The following is a 22,251-nucleotide window of genomic DNA, read 5'->3' as shown; positions in this document are numbered from 1 at the left end:
CGGCCTACTTCGTGAAGTACGCATCGGAGAACACCGGCTCGCCCTGGCTCTTCTCGAGCCAGACGTCCTTGAGGTTGCGGGCCACGGCGTAGGTGGAGTTCTGGGTGTACAGCCCCACGCCCGCGGCGTCGTCCTGGATGATCTGCTGGGCCTGGCCGTACAGCGCGTTGGCCTTCGCCTCGTCCGGCTCGGCGTTGGCCTGCTGGATCACCGTCGAGAGCGTGTCGTTGTTGTAGAAGGACCGGTTGCTGCCGTTGGGGTTGCCCGGCAGCGAGGGGCGCCAGACGATCCACAGGATCGAGGGGCTGGGGCTGGTCCAGTACGAGGGGGTGGCGTCGAACGTGCTGGGGTCGGAGTACTTGCCGCCCCACAGCTCCGCCTGGGTCGCCGGGATCAGCTTGACGTCGAAGCCGATCTTCTTCCACTGCTCCTGGAGCACCTGCAGTACCGTGGCGCCCTCGGAAGTGAAGATGAACCCGGCGCCGTAGACCAGCTTGATGGTCAGCGGCTTGCCGTCCTTGGCCCGCACGCCGTCGGCGCCCTTGGCCCAGCCGGCCTGGTCCAGCAGCTGCTCGGCCTTGGCCGGGTCGTAGGCGTAGGCCTTGGCCGCCTCGGCGTTGTAGCCGGGGGTGGCCTGGCTGACCGCCGGGTTGCCCTCGTAGGGGATGACGCCGTGGAAGCCGGCCTCGACCGCGGCCCTGCGGTCGGCGCCGTAGGCGAACGCCTGCCGGACGAGCTTGTCCGTGAACGGCCCGGTCTTGGTGTTGATGTAGAACGACACCGGCTTGCCGGGCGTGATGTAGCGGATCGTCTGGTACCGCGCCTGGGCGTCCTTCCAGCTGACCGTCGGCACCTCGTAGACGACGTTCGACTCGCCGGTGCTCAGCGAGGCGTAGCGGGACACGCCGTCGGCGACGAACTTCCAGCGGACCTCGTCGACGATCGCCGAGCCCTGGTGCTTGGCGGTCGCCGGCCACGAGTTGTACGCCGTGTTCTTGGCCAGCACGACCTCCTGGCCGTGCTTCCACTCCTTGACGGTGAAGCCGCCGGAGCCGATCGGCTTCTCGCAGTTCTCCTGCGTGGAGCGGCTCTTGTACGCGGTCGGCGACTGGATCCCGAAGTACCCCTGCGTGATGAGCCGCAGCAGCGGCGGGAACGGCTTGTTCAGGTTGATGTCGACGTGGGTGGCGTCGACCGCGGTGGCCGACTTGTAGTACGGGTCGATGGAGACCTTGGCGGTGCTGTTGCCGTTGTGGTTCTCCCACAGGTCGAAGTTCCAGGCCACGGCCTCGGCGTCGACGGGCGTGCCGTCGGTGAACTGCACGCCCTCCTTGAGCGTGAAGGTGTACGTCAACCCGTCGGGCGACACCGTCCACTTCGTGGCCAGCCAGGGCTGGACGGTGTCGTCGTCGGCGAGGGCCACCAGCCCGTCGAGGACCTGGCGGGAGATGTACGCCTGCTGGATCCAGCCGCCGAAGATGCACGGCGGCTCCTGCACGTGGCCGTAGACGATCGTGCCGCCGGTCTGCGGCGCCCCGCCGGCTTCGGCGGCGGCGCCACCGCACGCGGCGAGCGACCCGCTCGCGAGCACGGCGGCCGTGGCGAGGGCAACGCGGAAGCGTCTGGTCATCGTGGCTTGTCCTTATTTCGCAGGGGAAGGAGGCAGGTGCGCGCCGCCTCGGTAGCGGGCGCCGTAGTGCCGTTGCGGCAGCCGGTCGCCGGCGCCGAAGATGCGTTCGCGCAGGGTTTCGCGCTCGTCGTACTCCTTGCGCAGCCGGCCGCGCTCGCGCAGCACCGGCACGACGAGGTCGATGAAGTCGCGGGCCGTGTCGTAGGAGTGGTACTGCAGCAGGTTGATCCCGTCGATGCCGACCTCGTCGAGCCACCGCTCGATCTCGTCGGCGACCTGCTCGGGGTTGCCCACGGCGAGCAGCGGCTGGCGGCTGAGGTCCCCGAAGCCGGCGAGGAACTCCCCGACGGTCTGCTCGGGGTCCACGGAGCGGAAGCGCCCGGCCCGCCCGCTGTCGACCCCGACGTCCCGCAGCAGCGTCTCGGGCGGGTAGGCGGCGGGGTCCCACGGCAGGCTCGCGTGGGCGAGGTACCCGTCGGGGCTGGCCAGCTCCTGGTAGCGCGCGAGCTTGGCCCGCGCCTCGGCCTCGGTCGGGGCCACGACGACCCCGGCCATGGTGACGAAGCGGACGTCGTCGGCGCGCCGCCCGGCCTCGACCGCCGCGGCCCGGATGCCGGCGATGGTGCGGCCCAGGCTCGCCGCGTCCGGCCCGCCGGTGAACACGACCTCGGCGTGCTTGCCGGCGAAGCGCGTGCCGGCCCCGCTCGCCGTCGCCGTGAACAGCACGGGCGTGCGCTGCCGGCTGGGGGAGGGCAGGTGCGGCCCCTCCACCTTGAACCAGCGGCCCTCGTGGTGGATCGGGCGGATCTTCGCCGGGTCGGCGAACACGTTGCCCGCCCGGTCGGCGACGATCGCGTCCTCGTCCCAGGAGCCCTCCCACAGCTTGTACAGCACGTCGAGGTACTCGTCGGCGATCTCGAAGCGCAGGTCGTGCTCGACCTCGCCGTCGTGGCCGAAGTTGCGGGCCGCGTTGGGCAGGTACGACGTGACGATGTTCCAGCCCACCCGGCCCTTGGTGAGGTGGTCGAGGGTGCTCAGCCGGCGCGCCCACGCGAACGGCGGCTCATAGGTGGTCGAGAACGTGATGCCGAAGCCGAGGTGGCGGGTGACGGCCGCCATGGCCGGCACCACCGACGCCGGGTCGTTGTTGGGGATCTGCAGCCCCTGCCGGATCGCGGTGTCGGCCGAGCCGCGGAAGGTGTCGTAGGTGCCGACCACGTCGGCCAGGAACACCGCGTCGAAGCCGCCGGCCTCCAGCAGCCGGGCCAGTTCCGTCCAGTACTCGATGTCGTTGAACCGCTCGCGGTTGTTGTCCGGCAGCCGCCACAGCCCGTGGGTGATGTGGCTGACGCAGTTCATCTCGAACAGGTTGAGGATGAGGCGTTTCTTGTCGGTCATCTCAGGCTTCCGGCTTCAGGCGGGCACGGCGGTGAACGCGCCGCGGTAGCGCGCGGCGGGATGGGTGGCGGGCAGCCGGTCGCCGCGGCCGAAGAGCTTGTTGCGCAGCGTCCCCGGCCGGTAGTCGCGCCGGGCCAGGCCGCGCTCGCGCAGCACCGGCACGACGTGGTCGACGAACTCCTCGTAGCTGCCCGGGATCTCGGCGTTGACCACGTTGATCCCGTCGACCCCGGCCGCCCGCCACCGCTCGAGCGCATCGGCGATCTGCTCGGGCGTGCCGGTGACCCGGCCGTTGTGCGCGGTGTAGTGCGCGACGTCGCGCAGCGTCGGCGGCCGGTCCTTCACCAGGTCGTTGATCCAGCCGACGATCGACTGCACGCCCTCGGTGCGCAGCTCGCCGACCGGCCGGTCGAGGTCCTCGTGCCCGAAGTCGATGCCGACCGCGCCGGACATGTGCGACAGCTGCGCGTCGTAGTCGATCCACTCGTCGAGCTCGGCGCTCTTGCGCTTCGCCTCCTCCTCGGTCGAGCCGACGACGAAGTGCAGGCCCTGGAAGAACTTCAGGTCGTGCGGCGAGCGGCCGTGCCGGATGGCCCGGGCCCGGATGTCGGTGGTGTCGCGAGCCGCCGCCTCCACCGTGGGCGCGACGATGAACACCGCCTCGGCGTTCCGCGCGGCGAACGTCCGGCCCGCCTCCGACGCGCCGGCCTGGAAGAGCAGCGGCGTGCGCTGCGGCGACGGGCTGACGAGGTGGGGGCCTTCGACGCGGTACCGCGGGCCTTCGTGGTGGATCCGGTGGATCCTGTCGTAGTCCGCGTGCACGCCGGTCTCGCGATCCTGGACGAGCGCGTCCTCGTCCCAGGAGCCCTCCCACAGCTTGTAGGTGACGTCGACGTACTCGTCGGCCCACGCGTAGCGTTCGTCGTGCTTCGTCAGCCCGTCCAGCCCGAAGTTGCGCGAGGCGTTGGGCAGGTAGTTCGTGACGATGTTCCAGGCGATGCGGCCCTGGCTGGCGTGGTCGAGGGTGGAGATCCGCCGGGCGAAGTTGAACGGGTGCTCCTGCAGGATCGACGCGGTGAACGCGATGCCGAGGTGCTCGGTCGCGTAGGCGATGGCGCCGGCGAGCACCGACGGGTCGTTGCTCGGCACCTGCAGCCCCGCCTCGACGTACTTGCGCTCGTCGCCGCGGTAGGGCGCGTACAGCCCGACGACGTCGGCGAAGAAGATCGCGTCGAACCCGCCCCGCTCGAGCGTCCGCGCGAGGTCCACCCACAGGTCGAGCCGGTTGAAGTCGGCCTGGCGCGCCGTCGGCCGCCGCCACGTGCCCTGAATGATGTGACCGGCCGTGTTCATCACGAACGCGGCGAAGTGCAGAGGTCGTTGCGACACGTGAGCTCTCCCCGGCGGGCACTGGATCTTTGTCGGTAAAAACTATAGGGTTAGTAGGGTATCGCCTCGCAAGACCTCGGTTGGAAGGCGTTGTCGATCCCCTGCCAGTTTTTGCCTCTCATGGGAGTCTCGGTGCGCATCGAACAGCTCGAGTACCTGGCGGCGGTGACCCGCTACGGCTCCCTGCGCCGCGCGAGCGAACAGCTGCACGTGTCACAGCCGGCGCTGAGCGAGGCCATCCGCAAGCTCGAGGCCGAGCTCGGCGTGACGCTGCTGGAGCGGCACCGCTCCGGCGCGCGGATCAGCCTCGCCGGCCGCGAGCTGCTCCAGCCGATCGTCGACGTCCTCGAGTCGGTCGAGCGCCTCAAGGCCGCCGCCGGCGACCAGCTGGCCACCCGGCGCCTGCTGCGCATCGGCACGGTCAACGCCGGCACCGCCGCGCTGGTCCTGCCGGCGGTCCGCGCCTTCCAGGCCGAGCACCGCCGCGCCGTGGTCGAGGTGCGCAACCTGCAGCAGGACGAGATCCACGCGTCGCTGCTCGACGGCACCCTGGACCTGGGCCTGGTCAACCTCCTGGACGGCGACGACGTCCCGCCGGCCCTCGAGCCCACGCCGCTGCTCGCCGGCCGCCCCGCGGTGGTCCTGCCCGCCGGCCACCCCCTCGCCGCCCGCCCCGAGGTCTCCGCCGACGACCTGCGCGGCGAGCGGTTCGTGGCGATGCGGGCGGGCTACCTGATGTACCGTTTCGCGCACCGGCTCTTCGGCTCGGACCTCCCGGCGCAGTGGCACTCCACCGATGGTGCGGAGATGGGCAAACTCATGGTCGCCGAGGGCATCGGCCTGACCGTCCTGCCCGACTACAGCGTGCTGGGCGACCCGCTCGAGCGCGCGGGCCTGATCGTGACCCGCCCGCTGGCCGGCGACACCACGGTCGTCACGATGGCCGCGCTGCACCGCCGCCAGCACCGCGTCCCACCGGCCGTGCGCGACATGCTGTCCCTGCTCCGCGAGCGCGCCGCACCACGCCGCGAGCCCGTCCGTCAGTACCGGATATGAGGCCACCGCTCGACGTGTCGCTGATCGTGTCCGGCCCGGCCGTCCCCCTGGCGGGCGCGGGCGTGGACGTGACGGCTCCGCACGGCGGCGTGAAGCCTGGTTTGCGCAACGCGCTGTACGACGTCCGCCTCGAGCGGAGCCGCCGCAGCGCCCTGGCGTCACGCGACGTCGAGCCGGATCAGGACCCGAAGCCGGGCCTGGTGTCGCTGCGCCGCGCCGGGGAGCTGCTCGCCGAGTCCTTCCTGCCCGACCCCGTCTCGGCGGCGCTGCGGGGCCTGCTCGAGCGGGCGATCGGCGCCCACGCGCCGCTGCGGATCGGGATCGACGCGCCCGGCCGGGCCGACCTGCCCTGGGAGGCGCTGCCCGACCCGATCTGCGGCGAGCCGCTGGCGCTGCACCCGCTGGTGGTGGTCTACCGCCGCAGTACCGGTCCCGCGCCCGACCGGCTGCCCGGCCCCTTGCGGATCGTGGTGGCGATCGCCTCGCCCGAAACCGGCGGCGGCTCGTTGCTGGACCACGAGCACGATTCCGAATGAGCGCCTGCTGGCTGTGCCGGTGGGTCCCCTGACGGCGGCGGAGACCGCGAAGCTGCTGTGGTCCCTGCCGCACGTCGACCGCAACGCGACCACCCCGGAGGCGACCGACCAGGTATGGCGGGTCGTCGGCGGCCACCCCCGCTCCCTCGAATACCTGGATGCGTTGCTCGGCGACGGCCGGGGCCGGTTCGATGACATCACCGATCGGCTTACGGACGCGGTCAGCGCTCGCCTCGGCGCCGAGGAAACCGCGACCTGGCTGGCGCAGGACCGCACCCTGGACGCGGCGATGGCCGACACCGTCACCCTGGCGGCCGACGACGTCCTGCTGCGCGAGCACCTCGACCGCCTGGAGCCGATTCCGGGCGCCATCGAGCATCGCTATCGGCTGGCGCTGGCCCTCCACGAGCAGGTCGGCGACCCGGCCGGCATCGCCAGGGCCAACGGCCGCCTCGGCATCCTTGCCGGCGACCGCGGCGACCCCGCCGAGGCGGAACGCCGCCCGCGCTTCGCGCGAGTCCCATCGGCGGGCGCTTGCCATCTTCGAGCGGCTCGGCACGCAAACCGGACAGGCGGCGGCCCTCGGCCGGCTCGGCATCCTTCGCTCCGAGGCGGGGCGGCCCGTCCAAGCCATCGAGTTCCATCTCCGGGCCGCCGCCATCCGTCTCGCCTTCAGCGCGCGCGAAGCCACACCCGACCTCCGGCGCCTGGCTGAGCTTCGCGCGGGCCTGGGCGACGCCGTGTTCGACGATGCGCTCGCGCAGCTCCTGGACGCCGACAGTCACCGGCGCCTCATCGCGATCCTCGACGAATGCGATCAGGCGGCGGGGGAGCGGAACGAGTGACGGTACGCGGCGGGGGTGGTCGACAACGCGTTGCGGAAGCGGCGGCGCAGGTTCACCGCCGACGACAGGCCGACTCGCGTCGCGATCGTCTCGACCGGCAGGTCCGTCTCCTCCAGCAGCGCCCGCGTCCACGCGATCCGCTGGTCCAGCAGCCACCGGCCCGGCGAGATGCCGAGCTGCTCCAGGAAGTGCCGGTTCAGCGTCCGCGCCGACAGGCCCGAGCGGTTCGCCATGTCCCGCAGGGTCAGGGGGCGGTCCAGGTTGGCGATCGCCCAGTCCAGCAGCGGGGCGAGGGAGTCGGGCGCCGGGCCGAGGGCGGTCGGGGCCGGGCCCTGGCGCTGGCAGCCCTCCCGCGGCGGCGCGGCCGACAGCTGGCGGCCGATCCGCATCGCCAGGGCCGCGCCGTGCTGGCGGCGGACCTGGTTGAGGCACAGGTCGACGGCCGTGGCCGAGGCGCCGGCGGTGGCCACGTCGCCGTGGTCGATGTACAGCACCGAGCCGTCCGCATTGACCCGCGGATAGCGGCGGGCCAGGTCGTCCGTGCACTCCCAGTGTGCCGCGGCCCGGCGGCCGTCGAGCAGGCCGAGGGCGGCCGGGACGTACACGCCGCCGAAGACGCCGACGATGCGGGCGCCGCGGTCGTACGCCGCCCGCACCGCCGAGCCGAGGGCGGCCGAGAAGTCGGGGCCGGGGCACCAGCCGGCGATCAGGACCGTGTCGGCGTCGGACAGGGCCGAGAGGTCGTCCGCGACGACGATGTCGGTGCCCAGGGTGGTCGGGATCGGGCCCGGATGCTCGGTGCACAGCCGGAAGTCGTACTGCTGCGGGATCTCCGGGCCGTGGTTGCCGAAGACCGTCGCGTTCTTCACCGGCGTCCCGCCGATGTGGCTGCTGCTGCTCGCCTCGGCGCTGGCGGGCACCGCCGCCGCCATGTTCCAGCCGGGCGTCAACGGCATGGTGCCGCTCGTGGCCCGCGACCCGCAGCGGGCCAACGGCACGCTCAAGGTCGCCGACGCGCTCACGCAGCTCGCCGGGCCCGTCCTGGCCGGCCTGCTGATGGCGGCGACCAGCGCCGGCGCGGTGTACGCGTTCGACGCCGTCACCTTCCTGGTCAGCGGCGTGTGCCTGGGGCTGATCCGGCGCACGCTCACCAGGGACGCGAAGCCGGCCTCGACGGTGTTCACGGACCTCCGCCGCGGCTGGGTGGAGTTCCGCTCCCGCACGTGGGAGTGGGGGGTGATCCTCATCTGGATGGGCTTCGGCCTGTTCGTCTTCGGCCCGTACATCCCCCTGTCGTCTCAGCTCGTCGGCGCCCGGCTCGGCGACGCGGCGTACGGCTGGATGATGGCCGGCCTCGGCACCGGCACCGTGATCGGCGGCCTCGTCGCCATCCGGTTCCGCCCGGCCCGGCCGCTCGCCGCCGGCGCGGTCGTCCTCGCCGGCTGGGTGGCGATCCCGCTGTCGGTCGCGCTGGAGCCGCCGCTGCCCGTCCTCGTCGCCGGGCACGTCGCCGGCGGGGCGGCGTGGGCGTTCTGGTCGGTGATGTGGTCGACGAGCGTGCAGACGCTCGTCCCGCCGGAGGTGCTCAACCGGGTCACGGCGTACGAGGTCGCGGGCTCCGTCTGCGGCATCGCGGCGGGCCAGGCGCTGGTCGGCCCGGTCTCCGCCGTCGTGGCGCCCCGCGACCTGCTGCTGGTCGCGACCGCCGTCACGGCCGGGGTGGTCGCCGTGCTGCTGCTCGTGCGGCCGGTCCGCGACCTGCGCCGGGCGGCGCCGTAGGGTCGGGGGATGGCGTTCGGGTACCTCCTCGTGCACAGCCCCCTGGTCGGCCCGCGCACCTGGGCGGGCGTCGCCGACCGGCTGGAGACGGCCGCCGTGCCGTCGCTGGCGGACATCGGCGCCGGCGGCCCGCCGTTCTGGCCGCGGATCGTGCGCGCGGCCGCCGAGGGGGCGGCCGCGCTGCCGCCCGATCGGCCGGTGGTGCTGGTCGTGCACAGCAGCGCCGGCCTGTTCGTACCGGTGCTGGTGCGGGACCTGCCGCGGACCCCGGCCGCGGTCGTGTTCGTCGAGGCGGCGCTGCCGGCCCGCACCGGCCCGACGCACCCGGCCACCCCGCAGCGCCTCACCCAGCTGCGGGCCATGGCCGAGGACGGCCTGCTGCCGCGCTGGACGGACTGGTGGGGCGCGGACGACATCGCCCGGATGCTCCCGGACGAGCAGCCGCGGCTGCCGCTGAGCTACTACGAGCATCCGGTGCCGAACCCGCCCGGCTGGGAAGCGCTCGTCCGCGGGTACATCCGGTTCAGCGCCCCCTACGCCGACCGCGCCGCCGACGCCCGGGACCGCGGCTGGCCCGTCGTGCACCTGCCCGGCGGCCACCTGCACCAGCTGGTCGACCCGGCGGCGGTGGCCACCGCGATCACCGGACTCGCCGCGGCAGCAGCGCCGCGGTGACGGCCACCCGCGGCACCGCGATCCGCGCGAGCGCGATGGTCGTCGCGCTGCTCGTCGGCGGATGGCTGGTCTTCAGCGGGCCCGCGCGCCCGGCCCCGCCCGCGCCGCCCGGACCGCCCCAGCTCTCGCTGCGCAAGGCCTTCCCGGCCGCCCTGGTCACCGACAGCCCCGGCGCGCTGCCCGACGGCGCGCCGTTCATCCCCGGCCTGTACGTCGACGCGACGACCCAGGTCGGCGTCGCGCCCACCCCGGACGGCACCGCCCAGCGCGTCGTCCTGCGCACCGGCTCGCGGGTGCGCGAGCTGCAGCGGGTGGCGCAGTCCCGGTTCCCGCGCTTCACCGCGTTCGCCCGTGCCGGGTCGAGCGTCCTCTGGGTCGAGTCGACGGCCACCACGACCGAGCCGCTCACCCACCGCCTGTGGCGGGCCTCGATCGACGGGGATTCGGCGGCGGTACCGCTGAGCGCCGACACCGGCGACGCCGAGTTTCTCGGCGCCGAGCACGACCTGGTCGTCCACGGCGACCGGGTGTACTGGGCCGCGGCCACCCCGGACGGCCGGGACACGCAGGTCCGCTCGGTGCCGGTGACCGGCGGCGCGGTGACGGTCGAGCCGGTGGACGGCGCCTACGAGCTGTCGGCCTGGCCCTGGCTGCAGACGGCGGCGAACGTCCGGCAGGGCGGCGGCCGGCACGAGCTGCGCAACCTCGAGACCGGGCAGCGCGTCACGGTCGTGCGCTCCCCGGCCGAGACAGTCGACTGCGGGCCGTCCTGGTGCCGCTCATCGATCAGCGCCGGTACGGGCGGCGACACCAGCTACGACGTCATGCGCCCGGACGGCACGGGCCGTCGCCGGGTCGGCGGTACGGGCACGTTCGCGGCCGTGCCGGCGGTCGCGCTGCTGGACCGCTTCGCGGCGGTGACCGAGGCCGGCACGAGCGGCGCGTTCGACTCGGCGCGCCGGCTCGCGCTGTTCGACGTCGCGACGGGCCGCCTGGTGACGGTCGCCGACGGCGTCGACCAGGTCATGGCCGACGACCACACGCTGTGGTGGTCGGCCGGGGCCCGCCCGGCCGGCGTGTGGCACAGCCTCGACCTGGCGACGCTCGCCGCCTGAGGCGTCAGACGGTGCTGACCATGCCGCCGTCGATCAGCACGTCGGCGCCGGTGATGTTGCCGGCGGTCTCGGACGCCAGCAGCAGCACGACCTGGGCGACCTCGGACGGGCGGCTGAACCGGGCCGTCGGGATGCCGGCGACCGCGGCCGCCCGCACCGCGGCCGGGTCGAGGCCCTGCGCCCGGCCGACGGTCTCGGCCACGCCGCCGGGGCCCAGCCACAGGTCGGTCTCGACCGGGCCCGGGCTGACGGTGTTGACCCGCACCCCGGCCGGTCCCAGCTCCTTCGACAGCGACTTGCAGAAGCTGCGCAGCGCCGCCTTGGCCGCGCTGTAGTCGATGACGCCGGGGTCCGGCAGCGCGGCGTTCACCGAGCACACGGTGACGATGGCCGACGGGGCGCGGCGCAGCAGGTGCGGGACGGCCGCCCGCGTCGCGCGGACGGCCGAGAAGAGGTTGGCCTCCAGCGCCCACTGCCAGTCCTCGTCGGACACCTCGAGGAAGCCCCGGGTGCGCGGATGCACGCCGCCGACGTTGTTGACGAGCAGGTCGATGCCGCCGAAGCGGGCCACCGCCTCGTCGACGAGCGCCTGGCAGCCGGCCGCGGTCGTGAGGTCGTCCAGGACGATGCTCATCTCGCCCCGCTCGGCGAGCGCGCTGAGCTCGGCCGAGCCGTGGCGGGCGCCCGCGGCGACGCGGACGCCCTCCTCGACCAGGGCCTGCGCCACCGCGAGCCCGATGCCCCGGCCGGCGCCGGTCACCACCGCCGTCCGGCCGGCGAGGCCGAGGTTCACAGCGACTGGTCCTTCAGCCAGGTCAGGCAGGCGTCGGCCACCTCGCGCCACCCGGAGTCGATCGTCAGCGAGTGCGCCTTGCCGGGGAACGTCAGGATGTCGGTGACGGCCTCGGAGTGGCGGTACTGCTTGAGGGTCGCCCGGGTCACGGACTCGGGCACGGTGTGGTCCTTGCCGCTGGCGATCAGCAGCAGGGGCCCGCGGTTCTGGTTCTCGGTGTCGACCTTGGCCGGGGAGTGCGGGTTGAAGTTCGCCGTCGCCGCCTCGAACAGCGGCTTGCCCGGCGCCGGGATGCTCCAGCGCTGGAAGAGCTCGTCCGACTCCTCCTCCGACACGGTGTTGGTGAAGGCGAACCGGAACTGCTCCGCGGTCAGCGACACCGCCCGGTGCAGGTTCGCCGGGTTCTTGAACACCGGCAGCGTGGCCCGCAGCGCCGAGAGCGGCACTGGGAGTACACCCTTGATCTGCGCGGCGTCGATCGCGATGGCCGCGCGGGCCCGGTCCTGGCCGAGCAGCTTCTGGGCGATCATGCCGCCGAACGAGTGCCCGATGAGGATCGGCGCCGACGGCAGCCGCTCGATGACGGCCGCGAAGTGGTCCACCACGTCGTCGATGCCGTGGTCGCCGATCGCGTCGGGGTTGGCGCGCGACGACTCGACCGTGTCGCCGTCGCCGGGCCAGCCCGGGGCCTGCGGGTCGTAGCCGGCGTCGCGGAACAGCTGTACCCACGGGTCCCAGGACGAGGCGTGCAGCCAGAGGCCGTGGATGAAGAGCACGGGGATGGTCACGCGAGCACGGTAGGACGGCGCCGGACCGGCCGGCTTCAGTCGCGGCTAGCGTCAGTTGACTGCAACGCGGCGGCGAGCTGGTTGCGGGAGGTGATGCCGAGCTTCGGGAACATCCGGTACAGGTGCGAGCTGACCGTCCGATGTGACAGGAACAACCGCTGGCCGATCTCCCGGTTGGACAGGCCCTGCGCGGCCAGCTCGGCGATCTGGGCCTCCTGCGGCGACAGCAGCTCGCGCGGGTTTGACGTCGGCTGCCACCCGCGCTCGCCGGTCGCGCGCAGCTCCTGGTCGGCTCGCTGCGCCCAGGTGCGCGCGCCGACGGCGTCGAAGGCGCCGCGCGCCGCCCGCAGCGGGTCGCGGGACTCCACGACGCGCCGCTGCCGGCGCAGCCACGAGCCGTAGGCCAGCTCGACCCGGGCCCGGTGCCAGGGCAGGTGGCCGGCGGCGCCGTGCAGCGCGGCCCGGAACAGCGGCTCGGCCGACGCGCGGTCGGCCAGGACCGCCCGAGAGTACTCCAGGGCGATGATCGACCCCATCGCCGGGGAGCCGCCCGCGAGCTGCTCCATGGCGCCCAGCACCGACCGGGCCTCGGCGCGGCGGCCGGTGCGCACCGCGGCGTCGGCGAGGTAGCTGATCGTCCACACCTGCTGCATGCGCTGGAAGGCCGGGTCGGCGGGCTGGAACACGCGGCGCAGCTCGGCGTGCGCCTGTTCGTGCCGGTCGGCGCCCAGCTCGGCGATGCCGCGGGCCAGCTGCACGCCGGCCAGCAGCGACGACGCGGCGTTCGGGGTGCGCCGGGCCACGTGCTCGGCCTCGGCGAGCAGGTCGTGGCGGGTGTCCCAGCCCCGGCCCACCGCGTCGATGAGCGCCACGGCGATGCGCGCGGTCGCCGCCCACAGCGACTGGCCCGTCTCGTCGGCGAGCCGCATGGCCTCGTCGGCCGAGCTCGCCGCGTCGAAGACCCCGAGGTAGATCTCGCCCCAGGCCCGGATCGCCAGCGCCTCGGCGAGCAGGCTCATGCGGCCCTGGGTGCGCAGCTCCTGCACGGGCGTGGACAGGAACGCGACGGCCCGGCGGAAGTCGCCGGTGCAGAACGCGGCGATGCCCAGCAGGCCGGCCAGGTCGGCCCGCCCGCCGGCGTCGGCGGGCCATCGCGCGAGCTGCTCGATGACCACCGGTGCCTGCTCGGTGGACTCGGCCAGCGCGTAGATGGCCAGCAGGCGCGGGTCGTGCGCGGCGACGCCGACCTGCCGGGCGGCCAGCACGACCTCGTGGCGCAGCGCCTCGCCGGGGTCGCGCCACCAGACCCGCCGGGCCGCGCCGACCAGCAGCTGCATGGCCAGCTCGAGGTCCTGCCCGGCGGTGGCGTGCCGTGCCATGTCGACCAGGCGGCGGACCTCCGCCGGCTCGCCGGTGGAGCCGTCGTGGAAGACGCCCTCCAGCCACGTCAGCCGGGACCGGTCCCGCGGCCGCAGCGTCATGCCGGCGACCTGGGTCTTGATCTGCTCGACCTGGTCGAACCGGCCCAGCTGGTAGCCGAGCTCGGCCGCGCTGAGCAGGCGGGCGGCCTGGGCCTGCGGGTCGGGGCTCAGCGCGGCCGCCCGCTCCAGCCAGGCGGCGGCCGAGGCGACGGCGCCGCGGCGCTGGGCGTTGTCGGCCGCCTGTTCCAGCTCGGCGGCGACGCGCTCGTCGCGGCCGGACACGGCCGCCGCGCGGTGCCACACCGCGCGGTCCGGGTGGGCGACCAGGACGACGGCGAGGGCCTCGTGCGCCTGCTGCCGCTCGACCGGCGGCATGGCCTGGCGCAGGGCCGAACCGACCAGCGGGTGGGCGATGCGGCACCGCTCGCCGGCCACGGTCAGCAGCCCGTGCTCGAACGCCGGCTGCGCCGCGCCGCGGTCCAGCGGCGCGCCGTGCAGGATCTGCGCGGCGGCGAGGACGTCGTTGATGTCGTCGCCGTCGTCGACCGCGGCGACGGTCAGGATCGCGCGCACGGCCGGGCCGAGGTGCTCGGCCCGCGCGGCGAACGCCCGCTCCAGCCGCGTGGTCATCGGCAGGTCCTCGTCGAGCTCGGTCCAGCCGTGCCGCCCGGACTCCAGCGCGGTGGCGAACTCCAGCAGCGCGAGCGGGTTGCCGCGGGCCTGGCGCAGGACCCGTTCGCGGACCGTGGGCGACAGGCCCGGCGCCCGCGCGGTCAGCAGCGCGGCCGCCGACGCCTCGTCGATGCCGCCCAGCTCCATCCACTCGACCGTGTGGGCGTCGGCGAACGGCAGCGTCTCGGGCCGGGACGTGCACAGCACGACGACCCGCTCGCTGACGACCCGGCGGATGACGAAGGCCAGGGCGTCGATCGAGGGCCGGTCCATCCAGTGCAGGTCGTCGAGGCACACCAGCACCGGCGCCTGGCCGGCCGCGTCGACGAGCAGCTCCAGGACCGCCAGGAAGGTGAAGAACGGGTTGACCTCGTGCGGGTCGCTCATGGCGAAGCAGGCCAGCAGGGCCTCGCGCTGCATGGCCGGCAGCCGGTCGGCCCGCGGCAGCAGGGGCCGCAGCACCTGGTGGAGGCTGGCGTACGGCAGGTGCGTCTCGGACTGGCTGCCACGCGCGGTGAGCACGGTGAACCCGAGCGACCGCGCCTGCTCCACGGCCTCGGCCTGCAGGGCGCTCTTGCCGACGCCGGGCTCGCCGAGCAGCCCGACGGCCCGGCCCCGGGTGCCGACCCCGTCGAGGTGCCCGAACAGGGTCTGCAGCTCGCCGTCGCGCCCGACGAGGCGCTGGCCGGTCGTTGTCCCCACGGCGTCGAGCATTCCGGGGCGGACGGGCCCGTGTCTACCGGGCCCCGGCGATGTGGGCCAGGAAACTGCGCACGGCCCCGGCGGGCGGCACCCGCGGCCCGGTCCACACGGCGCGCAGCTCCCGGCGCAGGTCGAGCCCGGCGACGGGGACGCGGCGCAGGCGGCCGGTGCGGATGTCGTCGGCCAGGGCCAGCTCGCTCAGCACGGCCGGGCCGGCGCCGGCCAGCACCGCGGCACGCACGGAGGCGGTCGTGGACAGCTCCAGCGCGGGCCGCGCCTGGCTGACGTCCGGGCCGAGGCGGTGGCGCAGCGCGGTGGCCAGGAACTCGCGGGTGCCGGAGCCGACCTCGCGGGACACCAGCGGCGTGTCGCAGAGCTCCTCGGCGTCGACGGCGGCGGCGCGGCGGGCCCACCGGTGCTCGGGCAGCACGACGAGGACCAGCTCGTCGCGGGCGACGACCCGGCTGCGCAGGCCGCGCGGGGCGGCGAAGCCCTCGACGAAGCCGAGGTCGGCGTCGCCGGCGCGGACCTGGTCGATGACCTGGTTGCTGTTGGTGGCGTGCAGCACGACGTGCAGCGGCTCCTGGCCGCGGTGGCGGGCGTCGGCCTGCAGGGTGACCAGCCACGCCGGCAGCAGCTGCTCGGCGACGGTGAGGCTGGCGGCGATCCGCATCCGGCCGCGGGTGTCGGCGCGCAGCGACGCGATGCCGGCGTCGACCTCGCGGGCGGCCTCCAGCAGGCGATCGGCCCAGCCGGCGAGGACCGTCCCGGCGGACGTGAGGGTGGCGCCCCGGGTGGTGCGCACCGCCAGGCGCACGCCGATGCGCGCCTCGAGGCCGGCCAGGCGCGCGGAGACGGCCTGCTGGGTGAGGCCGAGGTCGCGCCCGGCCGCGCTCAGGCTGCCGGTGCGCGCGATCGCGAGCAGCAGCTCCAGCGACGGCAGGTCGGGCATCTTCGCGCTCAGGGGCACAATCAGTCATGGTATCCGGCCACAAGCCGCGCTTGTGGCCTCACAACCTAGCGCCTGCTACCGGGCGGTGCGCCGCGCGGGCAGCGTAGGGGACGTGAACACTCCGAACTGGTATGCGTCGGTCATGGGGACCGGCATCGTGGCCACCGCCGCGGCGTCGCTGCCCCTCCAGGTCCCCGGGCTGCGGGCGTTCGCCACCGTCGTGTGGGCACTGGCGGTACTGCTGCTGCTCGCCCTCACCGCGGCCGCCCTGGCCCATCGGCGCGGGCACCACCTCGACCCGGTCATGGCGCACTTCTACGGCGCCCCGCCGATGGCACTGCTCACCGTCGGCGCCGGCACGCTGCTGCTGGGCCGCGACGTCATCGGGACCCGCGCCGCGGTCGACATCGACTGGGTGCTGTGGTTCGCCGGGACCCTGGCCGGGCTGTTCACCGCGGCGGCGATCCCGTACCTGCAGTTCACCCGGCACCCGGGCGCGGACCGGCGGCCCGCGTTCGGCGGTTGGCTGATGCCGGTCGTGCCGCCGATGGTGTCGGCGTCGACCGGGGCACTGCTCGTGCCCTACGCGCCGGCCGGGCAGGCCCGCCTGACGCTGGTGCTGGCCTGTTACGCCATGTTCGGGCTCAGCCTGCTCGCCTCGCTGGTCATCATCACCCTGATCTGGGGCGCGCTGGTACGCCAGCAGGCCGGGATGGTGCCGACCCTGTGGATCGGCCTCGGGCCGCTCGGCCAGTCGATCACCGCCGCGAACCTGCTCGGCGGCGTGGCCGGCCTGGCCCTGCCGGCCCCGTACGCGGACGCGCTGCGGGCCTTCGGGGTGCTGTTCGGCGTGCCGGTCTGGGGCTTCGCGCTGCTGTGGGCGTCGCTCGCCGCCGCCGTCACGATCCGCGCCGCCCGCGACCACCTGCCGTTCGCGCTGACCTGGTGGTCGTTCACGTTCCCGGTCGGCACGGTCGTCACCGGCACCTCGGCCCTGGCCCTGCACACCGGCGCCGACCTGTTCCGCGTCGCCGCCGCGCTGTTCTACGCCGGCCTGCTGGCCGCCTGGGCCGTCGTCGCCGTGCGCACCGCCCGGGGCGTCATCCGCGGCGAGCTGACCTCAGCGCAGGGCGGACAGGTCCAGCAGGTGCCAGGTCATCGTCTCGTTGTCGCCGGTGGCCCACCACAGCCAGGAGCCGGACAGGCCCTCGGCGGTCGCGACCGCGATGCTCAGGCGGCGGCCGGCCTTCAGGTCGTACACGCTGAGCCGCTCGCTCGCTGAGGCCGCCTGTGTGGAGATCGGCGCGCTGAGGAACTCGAAGCGGTCCAGCGCGGCGACGTCGACGAACAGCGGCACCTCGCCGTCGGCGTTGATCCGGCCCGTGTCGCCGGTGCCGTCGGTGCGGCGCAGCGTGACGACCGCCGACTGCTGGGTGGTGACGACGGTGCGGCACCAGACGGCGCCGCAGTACACGTCCTGGCCCGGCGGCTCGGTGAACGTGCGCCGCCGGCCGGTGGTCAGGTCGAGCTGGATGACCGGCCGCCCGCCGATGCCGTCGTCGGCCGCCCACGGCCACCCGGTGAGGTGGAAGGTGCCCTCCAGTGGGCGGACGTCGACGGTACCCCCACTCAGCGCCACCGACCGCAGGTCGGTCGTCGGCACGGTCGTGCCGCGGGTCGCCGTCCACCACACCCGGCCCTCGGCGACCTGCAGGTCGTGGGTGCTGCCGGTGAAGGTGGCGTGCCCCGTGTCGGTGGCCAGGACCGTCACGTGCCCGGCGGCGTCGGCCCGGTGCAGGGTGGCGCGGCTGCCGCCCTGATCGTCGGCGACGCTGGACATCCAGTACACCCAGCCGCCGTCGACGGTGACGGCGTCGAAGGAGCCGCCGCCGGCGATCGGGATCCGGTCCAGGCGCCGCGGGTGGGCCGGGTCGGCCGGGTCGAGCAGCGCCAGGGACGCGGTGTCCGGGTCGGCGTCGGCGATCTGGACGACGACGCTGTGCGGGTCCAGCACCGCCGCCGGCGTGAACGTGGTCCCGTCGGGCAGCGTCGCCGCCAGGTCGACGGTGGACCCGCCGAGGGTGTCCGGCGCGGCCGGCGGCGTCGTCGGGCCGCCCGGCGTCGGCAGCAGCAGCAGCGCCGCGGCCGCCGCGGTGGCGGCCCCGGCGGCGAAGCGCAGGCGCACGGCGGCCCTCATGTCTCGTACGGCTGCTTCGGCGCCGGGATCGCGCGCGCGGACGCGACGGCGACGTACGGGATCGGCTCGCCGTCGACCGGGTCGGCGTCGGTGCGGGCCGTGTACGCCCCGGTGACCTCCAGCCACGAGTCCGCGGCCGTCCCGGGCGGCACGGCGCCGTCGAGGCCGACCTTGACCGGCCGGGCGTCGGCCGCGCAGCAGGTGATGATCATGCGGGTCAGGTAGCGCCGGTCGCCGTCCACGACGATGAACCCCGACATCGTGACGGTCCGGCCCTGCAGGCTGCGGCCCTTGTCGAACACGGACCGGGACGCGTACTCCAGCAGCGACACCCGCACCGGGTCCCCGGCCGGCAGCGGCGGGAAGTCGGAGTCCGCGGCCGCGCCGAGCGCCGTGCCGCCGCGGGCGGCCGCGTAGGAGCCGAGGGCGGGCGGAGCGACCAGCAGCAGCGCCAGCGCCGGGGCGACGATCAGCCACGAGGGCTCGAAGCGCCCGTGCCCGTGCTCGTGGTGGTGGTCGTGGTCCTCGCGGCCGGCGAAGAGCCGGACCAGGCTGACGGCGGCGACGGCGAGCAGCACCAGGCCGGCGGCGATGAGGTACCACTGCAGCCCCGGCTTGACGTAGCGCACGTAGGTGCCGGTCCACGCCGTGCGGATGAGCGCGCCGCCGGCCAGCAGCAGCACGACCGACTGGATGCCGGCCCGGGCGTTCACAGCAGCACCGCGCCGGTGAGGGCGGCGATGGCGACGCCGACGGCGAACGTGGCCGGGGCGAAGCGGACCGCGAAGCGGCGGCCGAACGTGCCGGCCTGCATCGCGAACAGCTTCAGGTCGACCATCGGGCCGACGACGAGGAACGCCAGCCGCGCGGTGAGCGAGAACTGGGCCAGCGACGCGGCGACGAACGCGTCGGCCTCGGAGCAGATCGACAGCAGCACCGCGAGGCCGGCCAGGGCGACGACGGCGATCGCGGGGTGGGCCGCGAGCGTGTGCAGCCAGCGCGGCGGGACCAGCACGTTGAGGCAGGCCGCGGCGGCCGCGCCGATGACGAGGAACCCGGCGGCGGAGGCGGCGTCCTCGCGTACCGCCACGAAGAACGACATCGGCGCCCGGCGCGGGATGCGCAGCAGGTCGTCGCGGCCCAGCCGCAGCCACAGCCAGCCCATCGCGAGGCTGGTGGCCAGGCTCGCGACGAGGCGCGCGGCGACCATCATCGGCCGGCCCGGGAAGGCGACCGCGGTGGCGGCCAGCACGACCGGGTTGATCGCCGGCGCGGCGAGCAGGAACGCCAGCGCAGCGGCCGGCGTGACGCCGCGGCGCATGAGCGCGCCGGCGACCGGGACGGAGGCGCACTCGCAGCCGGGCAACGCAAGCCCGGCGACGCCGGCGACCGGCACGGCCAGGGCCGGGCGGGACGGCAGCGCGCGGGCGAAGAACCGCTCCGGCACCAGGGTGGCGATCGCCGCGGACAGCAGCGTGCCGAGCACCACGAACGGCATCGCCTGCACGACGATCGCGACGAAGACGGTCACCCACTCCTGGGCGCGGGGCGACGTGAACGCCCCGCCGATCCAGGTGCGGGCCACGACCGCCGCGACGAGGGCCGCGGCCAGCAGCTCGAGGCCGGCGACGCGGCCCGCCCGTTGGACTTCGTGCACCGGGCGAGGCTACCCGACCGATGCCCACGTAGAAGTATTGCTACATCTGCATCCGGCTACCTGAGGCGGCGGCCCCAGCGCACGCTCCGGCGCTGGTACGGCTGGCCATCGGGGCGGCGTTGGCCGTCCCGCCGTGAAAATCGATTGATGTCGAAACCTTGCCGTGCAACCGGAATGGCCGCCCCGAAGGTCCGGGCGGCCCGGCCGGATCGGATCGACCCGCGCGCCGATAGGTTCGCTCGCGCCGATTTCCTTGCTGTGCGCGACGGCGCCACCACACCATGACGTCCATGGACGACACGCCACGGCCGCCCGCCGGCGGCGCCCAGGCCGCGCGCCGCGACCAGGTGGCATACGCCGAGCGGCTCGCCGTCGACGCGCTCGCGCTCGTTGCCGCGGCCCGGACCGGCCCCGACCTCGCCCCGGCGCTGCAGCGGCTGGGCGAGCAGGCCGAGCGGGTGCTCGCCCTGGTCCGGGAGCCGTACAAGATCGGGGTCATCGGCGAGTACGGCGCCGGCAAGACGCTCTTCGTCGCCTCGCTGCTGGGTTTCCTCGACGACCTGCCGATCGGCGACCGCGCGACCACCGGCAACGTCACGCGGTTCCGGCTGCGCCCGGCGCCGCAGGCCGCCGCGACGACGGTCGCGGCCCGCTCGGTCGTCTTCCTCAGCCGCACCGAGACCGACGCCTGCCTGGCCGACCTGGCCCGGCAGATCCGCGACGGCGGCCTGGCACCGGGCGCCGCGGCCCCGGCGGCCCAGGCGGCCGGCGGCGACCCGTGGCCGCTGCACGAGTGGCTGCGCACCGCCGGCCCGCTCGACGACAGCGCCACCCGGCTCGTCGCGCAGCTGGTCGCGGTGTCGGCGAGCGCGCAGCGCCACGGCGCCGTCCTCGGCACCACCCGCCCGGTGAGCCGGGAGGAGCTCGCCGAGCTCGTCCAGATCCCGTACGCGAGCCCGGTCCGCCCCGCCGAGCCGCCGGCCGACCTGTTCTGGCTGGTCCGGCAGGTGGAGCTGCTGCTCGACGTCCCGGCCGCCCTCGTCGAGGCCCTCGCCGGCGCCGACGCGGCGGCGGCCGACGGCACCACGCTGGAGCTGTGGGACTTCCCGGGCATCCTCAACCACGTCTCCTCCGAGCGCGACCGGCGCCTGACCGAGGTCCTGCTGCACGATGTCGACACCGCCGTGGCCCTGCTCAAGGCGGCCAACCCCGACGGCACCGCCTCCGACGAGCTGTCCCGGCTGCTGGCCGCGGTCAACGGCGGCGCGCTCGCCGGGGTCGGCAACATCTTCGACAGCCCGCAGGCGATCCGGTTCGCCGAGCCCGGGCTCGACACCGACGACGCGGTGCAGCGGCGCCTGCCGGCCGTCGCCGAGCTGCTGCGCACCGCCCGCAACCTGGTGCCGGGCGAGAGCCCGCTGCTGTACGCCGGCCTGGTCGCCCTGAGCCGGCTCGACCCGCGCCCGTCGCTGGCCGGCTTCGACGGCCGCGTCGGCGAGCAGCAGCGCCTCGCCGAGGCCGCCCACGTGGTCGCGCTGCGGTTGCCGGCGGCGAGCATCCTGCGCTCCGCGCTGCAGCCGGTGACCCAGGACGGCGGCCGGGCGCACGCCATGGCCTGCCTGCGCGGGCAGCTCGCCACCCACGGCCTGCGCCGCCGGGCCGAGCGCGTCGAACGCGAGCACGCCCGGCTGCTCGAGCTGCTCGAGCAGCTCGAGGCCGAGGTCGAGCGCGCCCCGGCGGCCGGGACCGTCGCCGCCGACCTCGAGTTCCACCAGGTCCGCTCCGGCCTGGTCATGGCGCTGTCCGCCCTGCGCCGCAGCGTGCCGCTGCAGCTGAACCTGGCGCTGACGGGCGGCGACCCGGGCGAGCTGCCGTTCGCGCGCTTCGTGGAGCAGGCCAGCGCGTGCGCCGTCTACCAGTGGCCCGAGTGGCGCCGGATCCTCGGATCCGTGCGCGGCCGGGACGTGCGCGGCGGCCCCGAGCTGTCCGACGAGCTGATCGCGCCGTTCGCCGACAGCTGCGTGGAGGCCTTCGCGACGGTACGGGCGGAGGCCCTGCGCCGCTGCGAGCGCGCCGTGCAGCGGCAGGCCGAGGTGCTGCTCGCCCACGATCCGACGCTGCTGCCGCGGGCCCGCGACCTGTTCGCCGAGCACCCGGGGCCGTGGACGCACCTGGGCCGGCCGGCGGGCTGGCGGGGCGTGCTGACGAACCCGTCGCCGGGCATGCTGCGGCTGGTGCCCTACCGGGCGCCGGACCGGCAGCGCTACGCCGATGCGGCGCCGGTGCGCCGCAACTCCCGCTTCCTGTGGTCCGTCACCGCCCCGGCGGGCCGGCGACCGGGCGACGCCGACGCCCGCCACCGCCGCCACCCCGGCTACGTGATCCGGCTGCGGCACGAGTTCGTGGCCGCGGCCGCCTACCTGATGCAGAGCGACATCGACGCCCTGCGCGCCTGGGCCGGCGAGATGGTCGAGCTGTTCTTCGACCGGCTCGAGGACGCGGCCGCGCGGACCGGCCCGCCCGCGCCGCCGCCAGGGGCGCAGGAGGCCCGCAACGACCTGCTGGAGGCGATCCGCCGGCTGCTGGCCGCCGGGCCGGATCCTGAGCCGGTGCCCGACTGGATCAACGACCTGGGATTGGCCTGAG

The 22,251-nt window shown here is 74.8% G+C and carries 18 protein-coding genes; 8 read left to right on the top strand and 10 right to left on the bottom strand.

The annotated features are described in order from the left end of the window. Positions 1-4: 4 nt before the first annotated feature. Genes ACQEVU_RS27095 through ACQEVU_RS27085 form a run of 3 tightly spaced genes read right to left on the bottom strand, consistent with a single transcriptional unit; the run spans position 5 to position 4,417 of the window. On the bottom strand, positions 5-1,630 hold the full coding sequence (locus ACQEVU_RS27095) for an ABC transporter substrate-binding protein (RefSeq protein ID WP_433328256.1): 1,626 nt from the start codon (positions 1,628-1,630) through the stop codon (positions 5-7). A gap of 12 nt (positions 1,631-1,642) precedes the next feature. After that, a complete protein-coding gene (locus ACQEVU_RS27090) occupies positions 1,643-3,028 on the bottom strand; it encodes an LLM class flavin-dependent oxidoreductase (protein ID WP_433328254.1) in 1,386 nt (461 codons plus the stop codon). Positions 3,029-3,043: 15 nt separating this feature from the next. Then, entirely contained in the window at positions 3,044-4,417 is a 1,374-nt protein-coding gene (locus ACQEVU_RS27085) for an LLM class flavin-dependent oxidoreductase (protein ID WP_433328252.1), read from the bottom strand. A gap of 132 nt (positions 4,418-4,549) precedes the next feature. On the opposite strand from ACQEVU_RS27085, the gene ACQEVU_RS27080 reads away from it, so the two are divergent. The 3 genes from ACQEVU_RS27080 to ACQEVU_RS27070 all read left to right on the top strand — a co-directional run bounded on the left by ACQEVU_RS27080 (position 4,550) and on the right by ACQEVU_RS27070 (position 6,854). Beyond that, positions 4,550-5,473: a LysR family transcriptional regulator gene (locus ACQEVU_RS27080; RefSeq protein WP_433328250.1), complete on the top strand. Its 924-nt coding sequence runs from the start codon at positions 4,550-4,552 to the stop codon at positions 5,471-5,473. Further along, positions 5,470-6,009, top strand: coding sequence for a hypothetical protein (locus ACQEVU_RS27075; RefSeq protein WP_433328248.1), 540 nt, complete (start codon positions 5,470-5,472; stop codon positions 6,007-6,009). The genes ACQEVU_RS27080 and ACQEVU_RS27075 overlap by 4 nt, the downstream gene beginning before the upstream one ends. A gap of 461 nt (positions 6,010-6,470) precedes the next feature. Beyond that, complete coding sequence (locus ACQEVU_RS27070) at positions 6,471-6,854, top strand: tetratricopeptide repeat protein (RefSeq protein ID WP_433328246.1); 384 nt, start codon at positions 6,471-6,473, stop codon at positions 6,852-6,854. Here the strand turns inward: ACQEVU_RS27070 and ACQEVU_RS27065 are convergent. Beyond that, positions 6,827-7,723 carry a GlxA family transcriptional regulator gene (locus ACQEVU_RS27065; protein WP_433328244.1) on the bottom strand — a complete coding sequence of 299 codons (897 nt, stop codon included), beginning with the start codon at positions 7,721-7,723 and terminating at the stop codon, positions 6,827-6,829. The two genes, ACQEVU_RS27070 and ACQEVU_RS27065, sit on opposite strands and share 28 nt — an antisense overlap. On the opposite strand from ACQEVU_RS27065, the gene ACQEVU_RS27060 reads away from it, so the two are divergent. From ACQEVU_RS27060 to ACQEVU_RS27050, 3 genes are read left to right on the top strand one after another with little or no spacing between them, the layout of a single operon-like run. Beyond that, a complete protein-coding gene (locus ACQEVU_RS27060) occupies positions 7,698-8,633 on the top strand; it encodes an MFS transporter (RefSeq protein WP_433328242.1) in 936 nt (311 codons plus the stop codon). The two genes, ACQEVU_RS27065 and ACQEVU_RS27060, sit on opposite strands and share 26 nt — an antisense overlap. Before the next feature lie 9 nt (positions 8,634-8,642). Next, positions 8,643-9,308, top strand: a complete 666-nt coding sequence (locus ACQEVU_RS27055; protein WP_433328240.1) for an alpha/beta hydrolase — start codon at positions 8,643-8,645, stop codon at positions 9,306-9,308. Further along, a complete protein-coding gene (locus ACQEVU_RS27050; protein ID WP_433328238.1) occupies positions 9,305-10,423 on the top strand; it encodes a hypothetical protein in 1,119 nt (372 codons plus the stop codon). Before ACQEVU_RS27055 ends, ACQEVU_RS27050 begins: the two co-directional genes overlap by 4 nt. Positions 10,424-10,427: 4 nt before the next feature. Here the strand turns inward: ACQEVU_RS27050 and ACQEVU_RS27045 are convergent, their stop codons facing one another. The 4 genes from ACQEVU_RS27045 to ACQEVU_RS27030 are packed head-to-tail and all read right to left on the bottom strand — an operon-like array spanning position 10,428 to position 15,769. Further along, a complete protein-coding gene (locus tag ACQEVU_RS27045; RefSeq protein WP_433328236.1) occupies positions 10,428-11,216 on the bottom strand; it encodes an SDR family NAD(P)-dependent oxidoreductase in 789 nt (262 codons plus the stop codon). Next, positions 11,213-12,004, bottom strand: coding sequence for an alpha/beta hydrolase (locus ACQEVU_RS27040; RefSeq protein WP_433328234.1), 792 nt, complete (start codon positions 12,002-12,004; stop codon positions 11,213-11,215). The genes ACQEVU_RS27045 and ACQEVU_RS27040 overlap by 4 nt, the downstream gene beginning before the upstream one ends. A gap of 35 nt (positions 12,005-12,039) precedes the next feature. Next, positions 12,040-14,799 carry an ATP-binding protein gene (locus ACQEVU_RS27035; protein ID WP_433328232.1) on the bottom strand — a complete coding sequence of 920 codons (2,760 nt, stop codon included), beginning with the start codon at positions 14,797-14,799 and terminating at the stop codon, positions 12,040-12,042. A 34-nt stretch (positions 14,800-14,833) separates the two neighbouring features. Next, positions 14,834-15,769: a LysR family transcriptional regulator gene (locus ACQEVU_RS27030; RefSeq protein ID WP_433328230.1), complete on the bottom strand. Its 936-nt coding sequence runs from the start codon at positions 15,767-15,769 to the stop codon at positions 14,834-14,836. 94 nt (positions 15,770-15,863) lie between these two features. Between ACQEVU_RS27030 and ACQEVU_RS27025 the strand changes: the two genes are divergently transcribed. Continuing rightward, positions 15,864-17,033 carry a TDT family transporter gene (locus tag ACQEVU_RS27025; RefSeq protein ID WP_433328228.1) on the top strand — a complete coding sequence of 390 codons (1,170 nt, stop codon included), beginning with the start codon at positions 15,864-15,866 and terminating at the stop codon, positions 17,031-17,033. Positions 17,034-17,944: 911 nt separating this feature from the next. On the opposite strand, the gene ACQEVU_RS27020 is transcribed toward ACQEVU_RS27025, so the two are convergent. Together ACQEVU_RS27020 and ACQEVU_RS27015 are read right to left on the bottom strand one after the other, a co-directional pair. After that, positions 17,945-18,661, bottom strand: a complete 717-nt coding sequence (locus tag ACQEVU_RS27020; RefSeq protein WP_433328226.1) for a TIGR03943 family putative permease subunit — start codon at positions 18,659-18,661, stop codon at positions 17,945-17,947. Then, complete coding sequence (locus tag ACQEVU_RS27015) at positions 18,658-19,605, bottom strand: permease (protein ID WP_433328224.1); 948 nt, start codon at positions 19,603-19,605, stop codon at positions 18,658-18,660. The genes ACQEVU_RS27020 and ACQEVU_RS27015 overlap by 4 nt, the downstream gene beginning before the upstream one ends. A 290-nt stretch (positions 19,606-19,895) precedes the next feature. Between ACQEVU_RS27015 and ACQEVU_RS27010 the strand changes: the two genes are divergently transcribed. Continuing rightward, positions 19,896-22,250, top strand: coding sequence for a hypothetical protein (locus tag ACQEVU_RS27010; RefSeq protein WP_433328222.1), 2,355 nt, complete (start codon positions 19,896-19,898; stop codon positions 22,248-22,250). Position 22,251 lies beyond the last annotated feature (1 nt).

It is taken from the genome of Dactylosporangium sp. CA-139066 (assembly GCF_050936175.1).
In the GTDB taxonomy this organism is placed as follows: Bacteria; Actinomycetota; Actinomycetes; order Mycobacteriales; family Micromonosporaceae; genus Dactylosporangium.
This window is presented reverse-complemented; position numbering and strand designations above follow the sequence as displayed.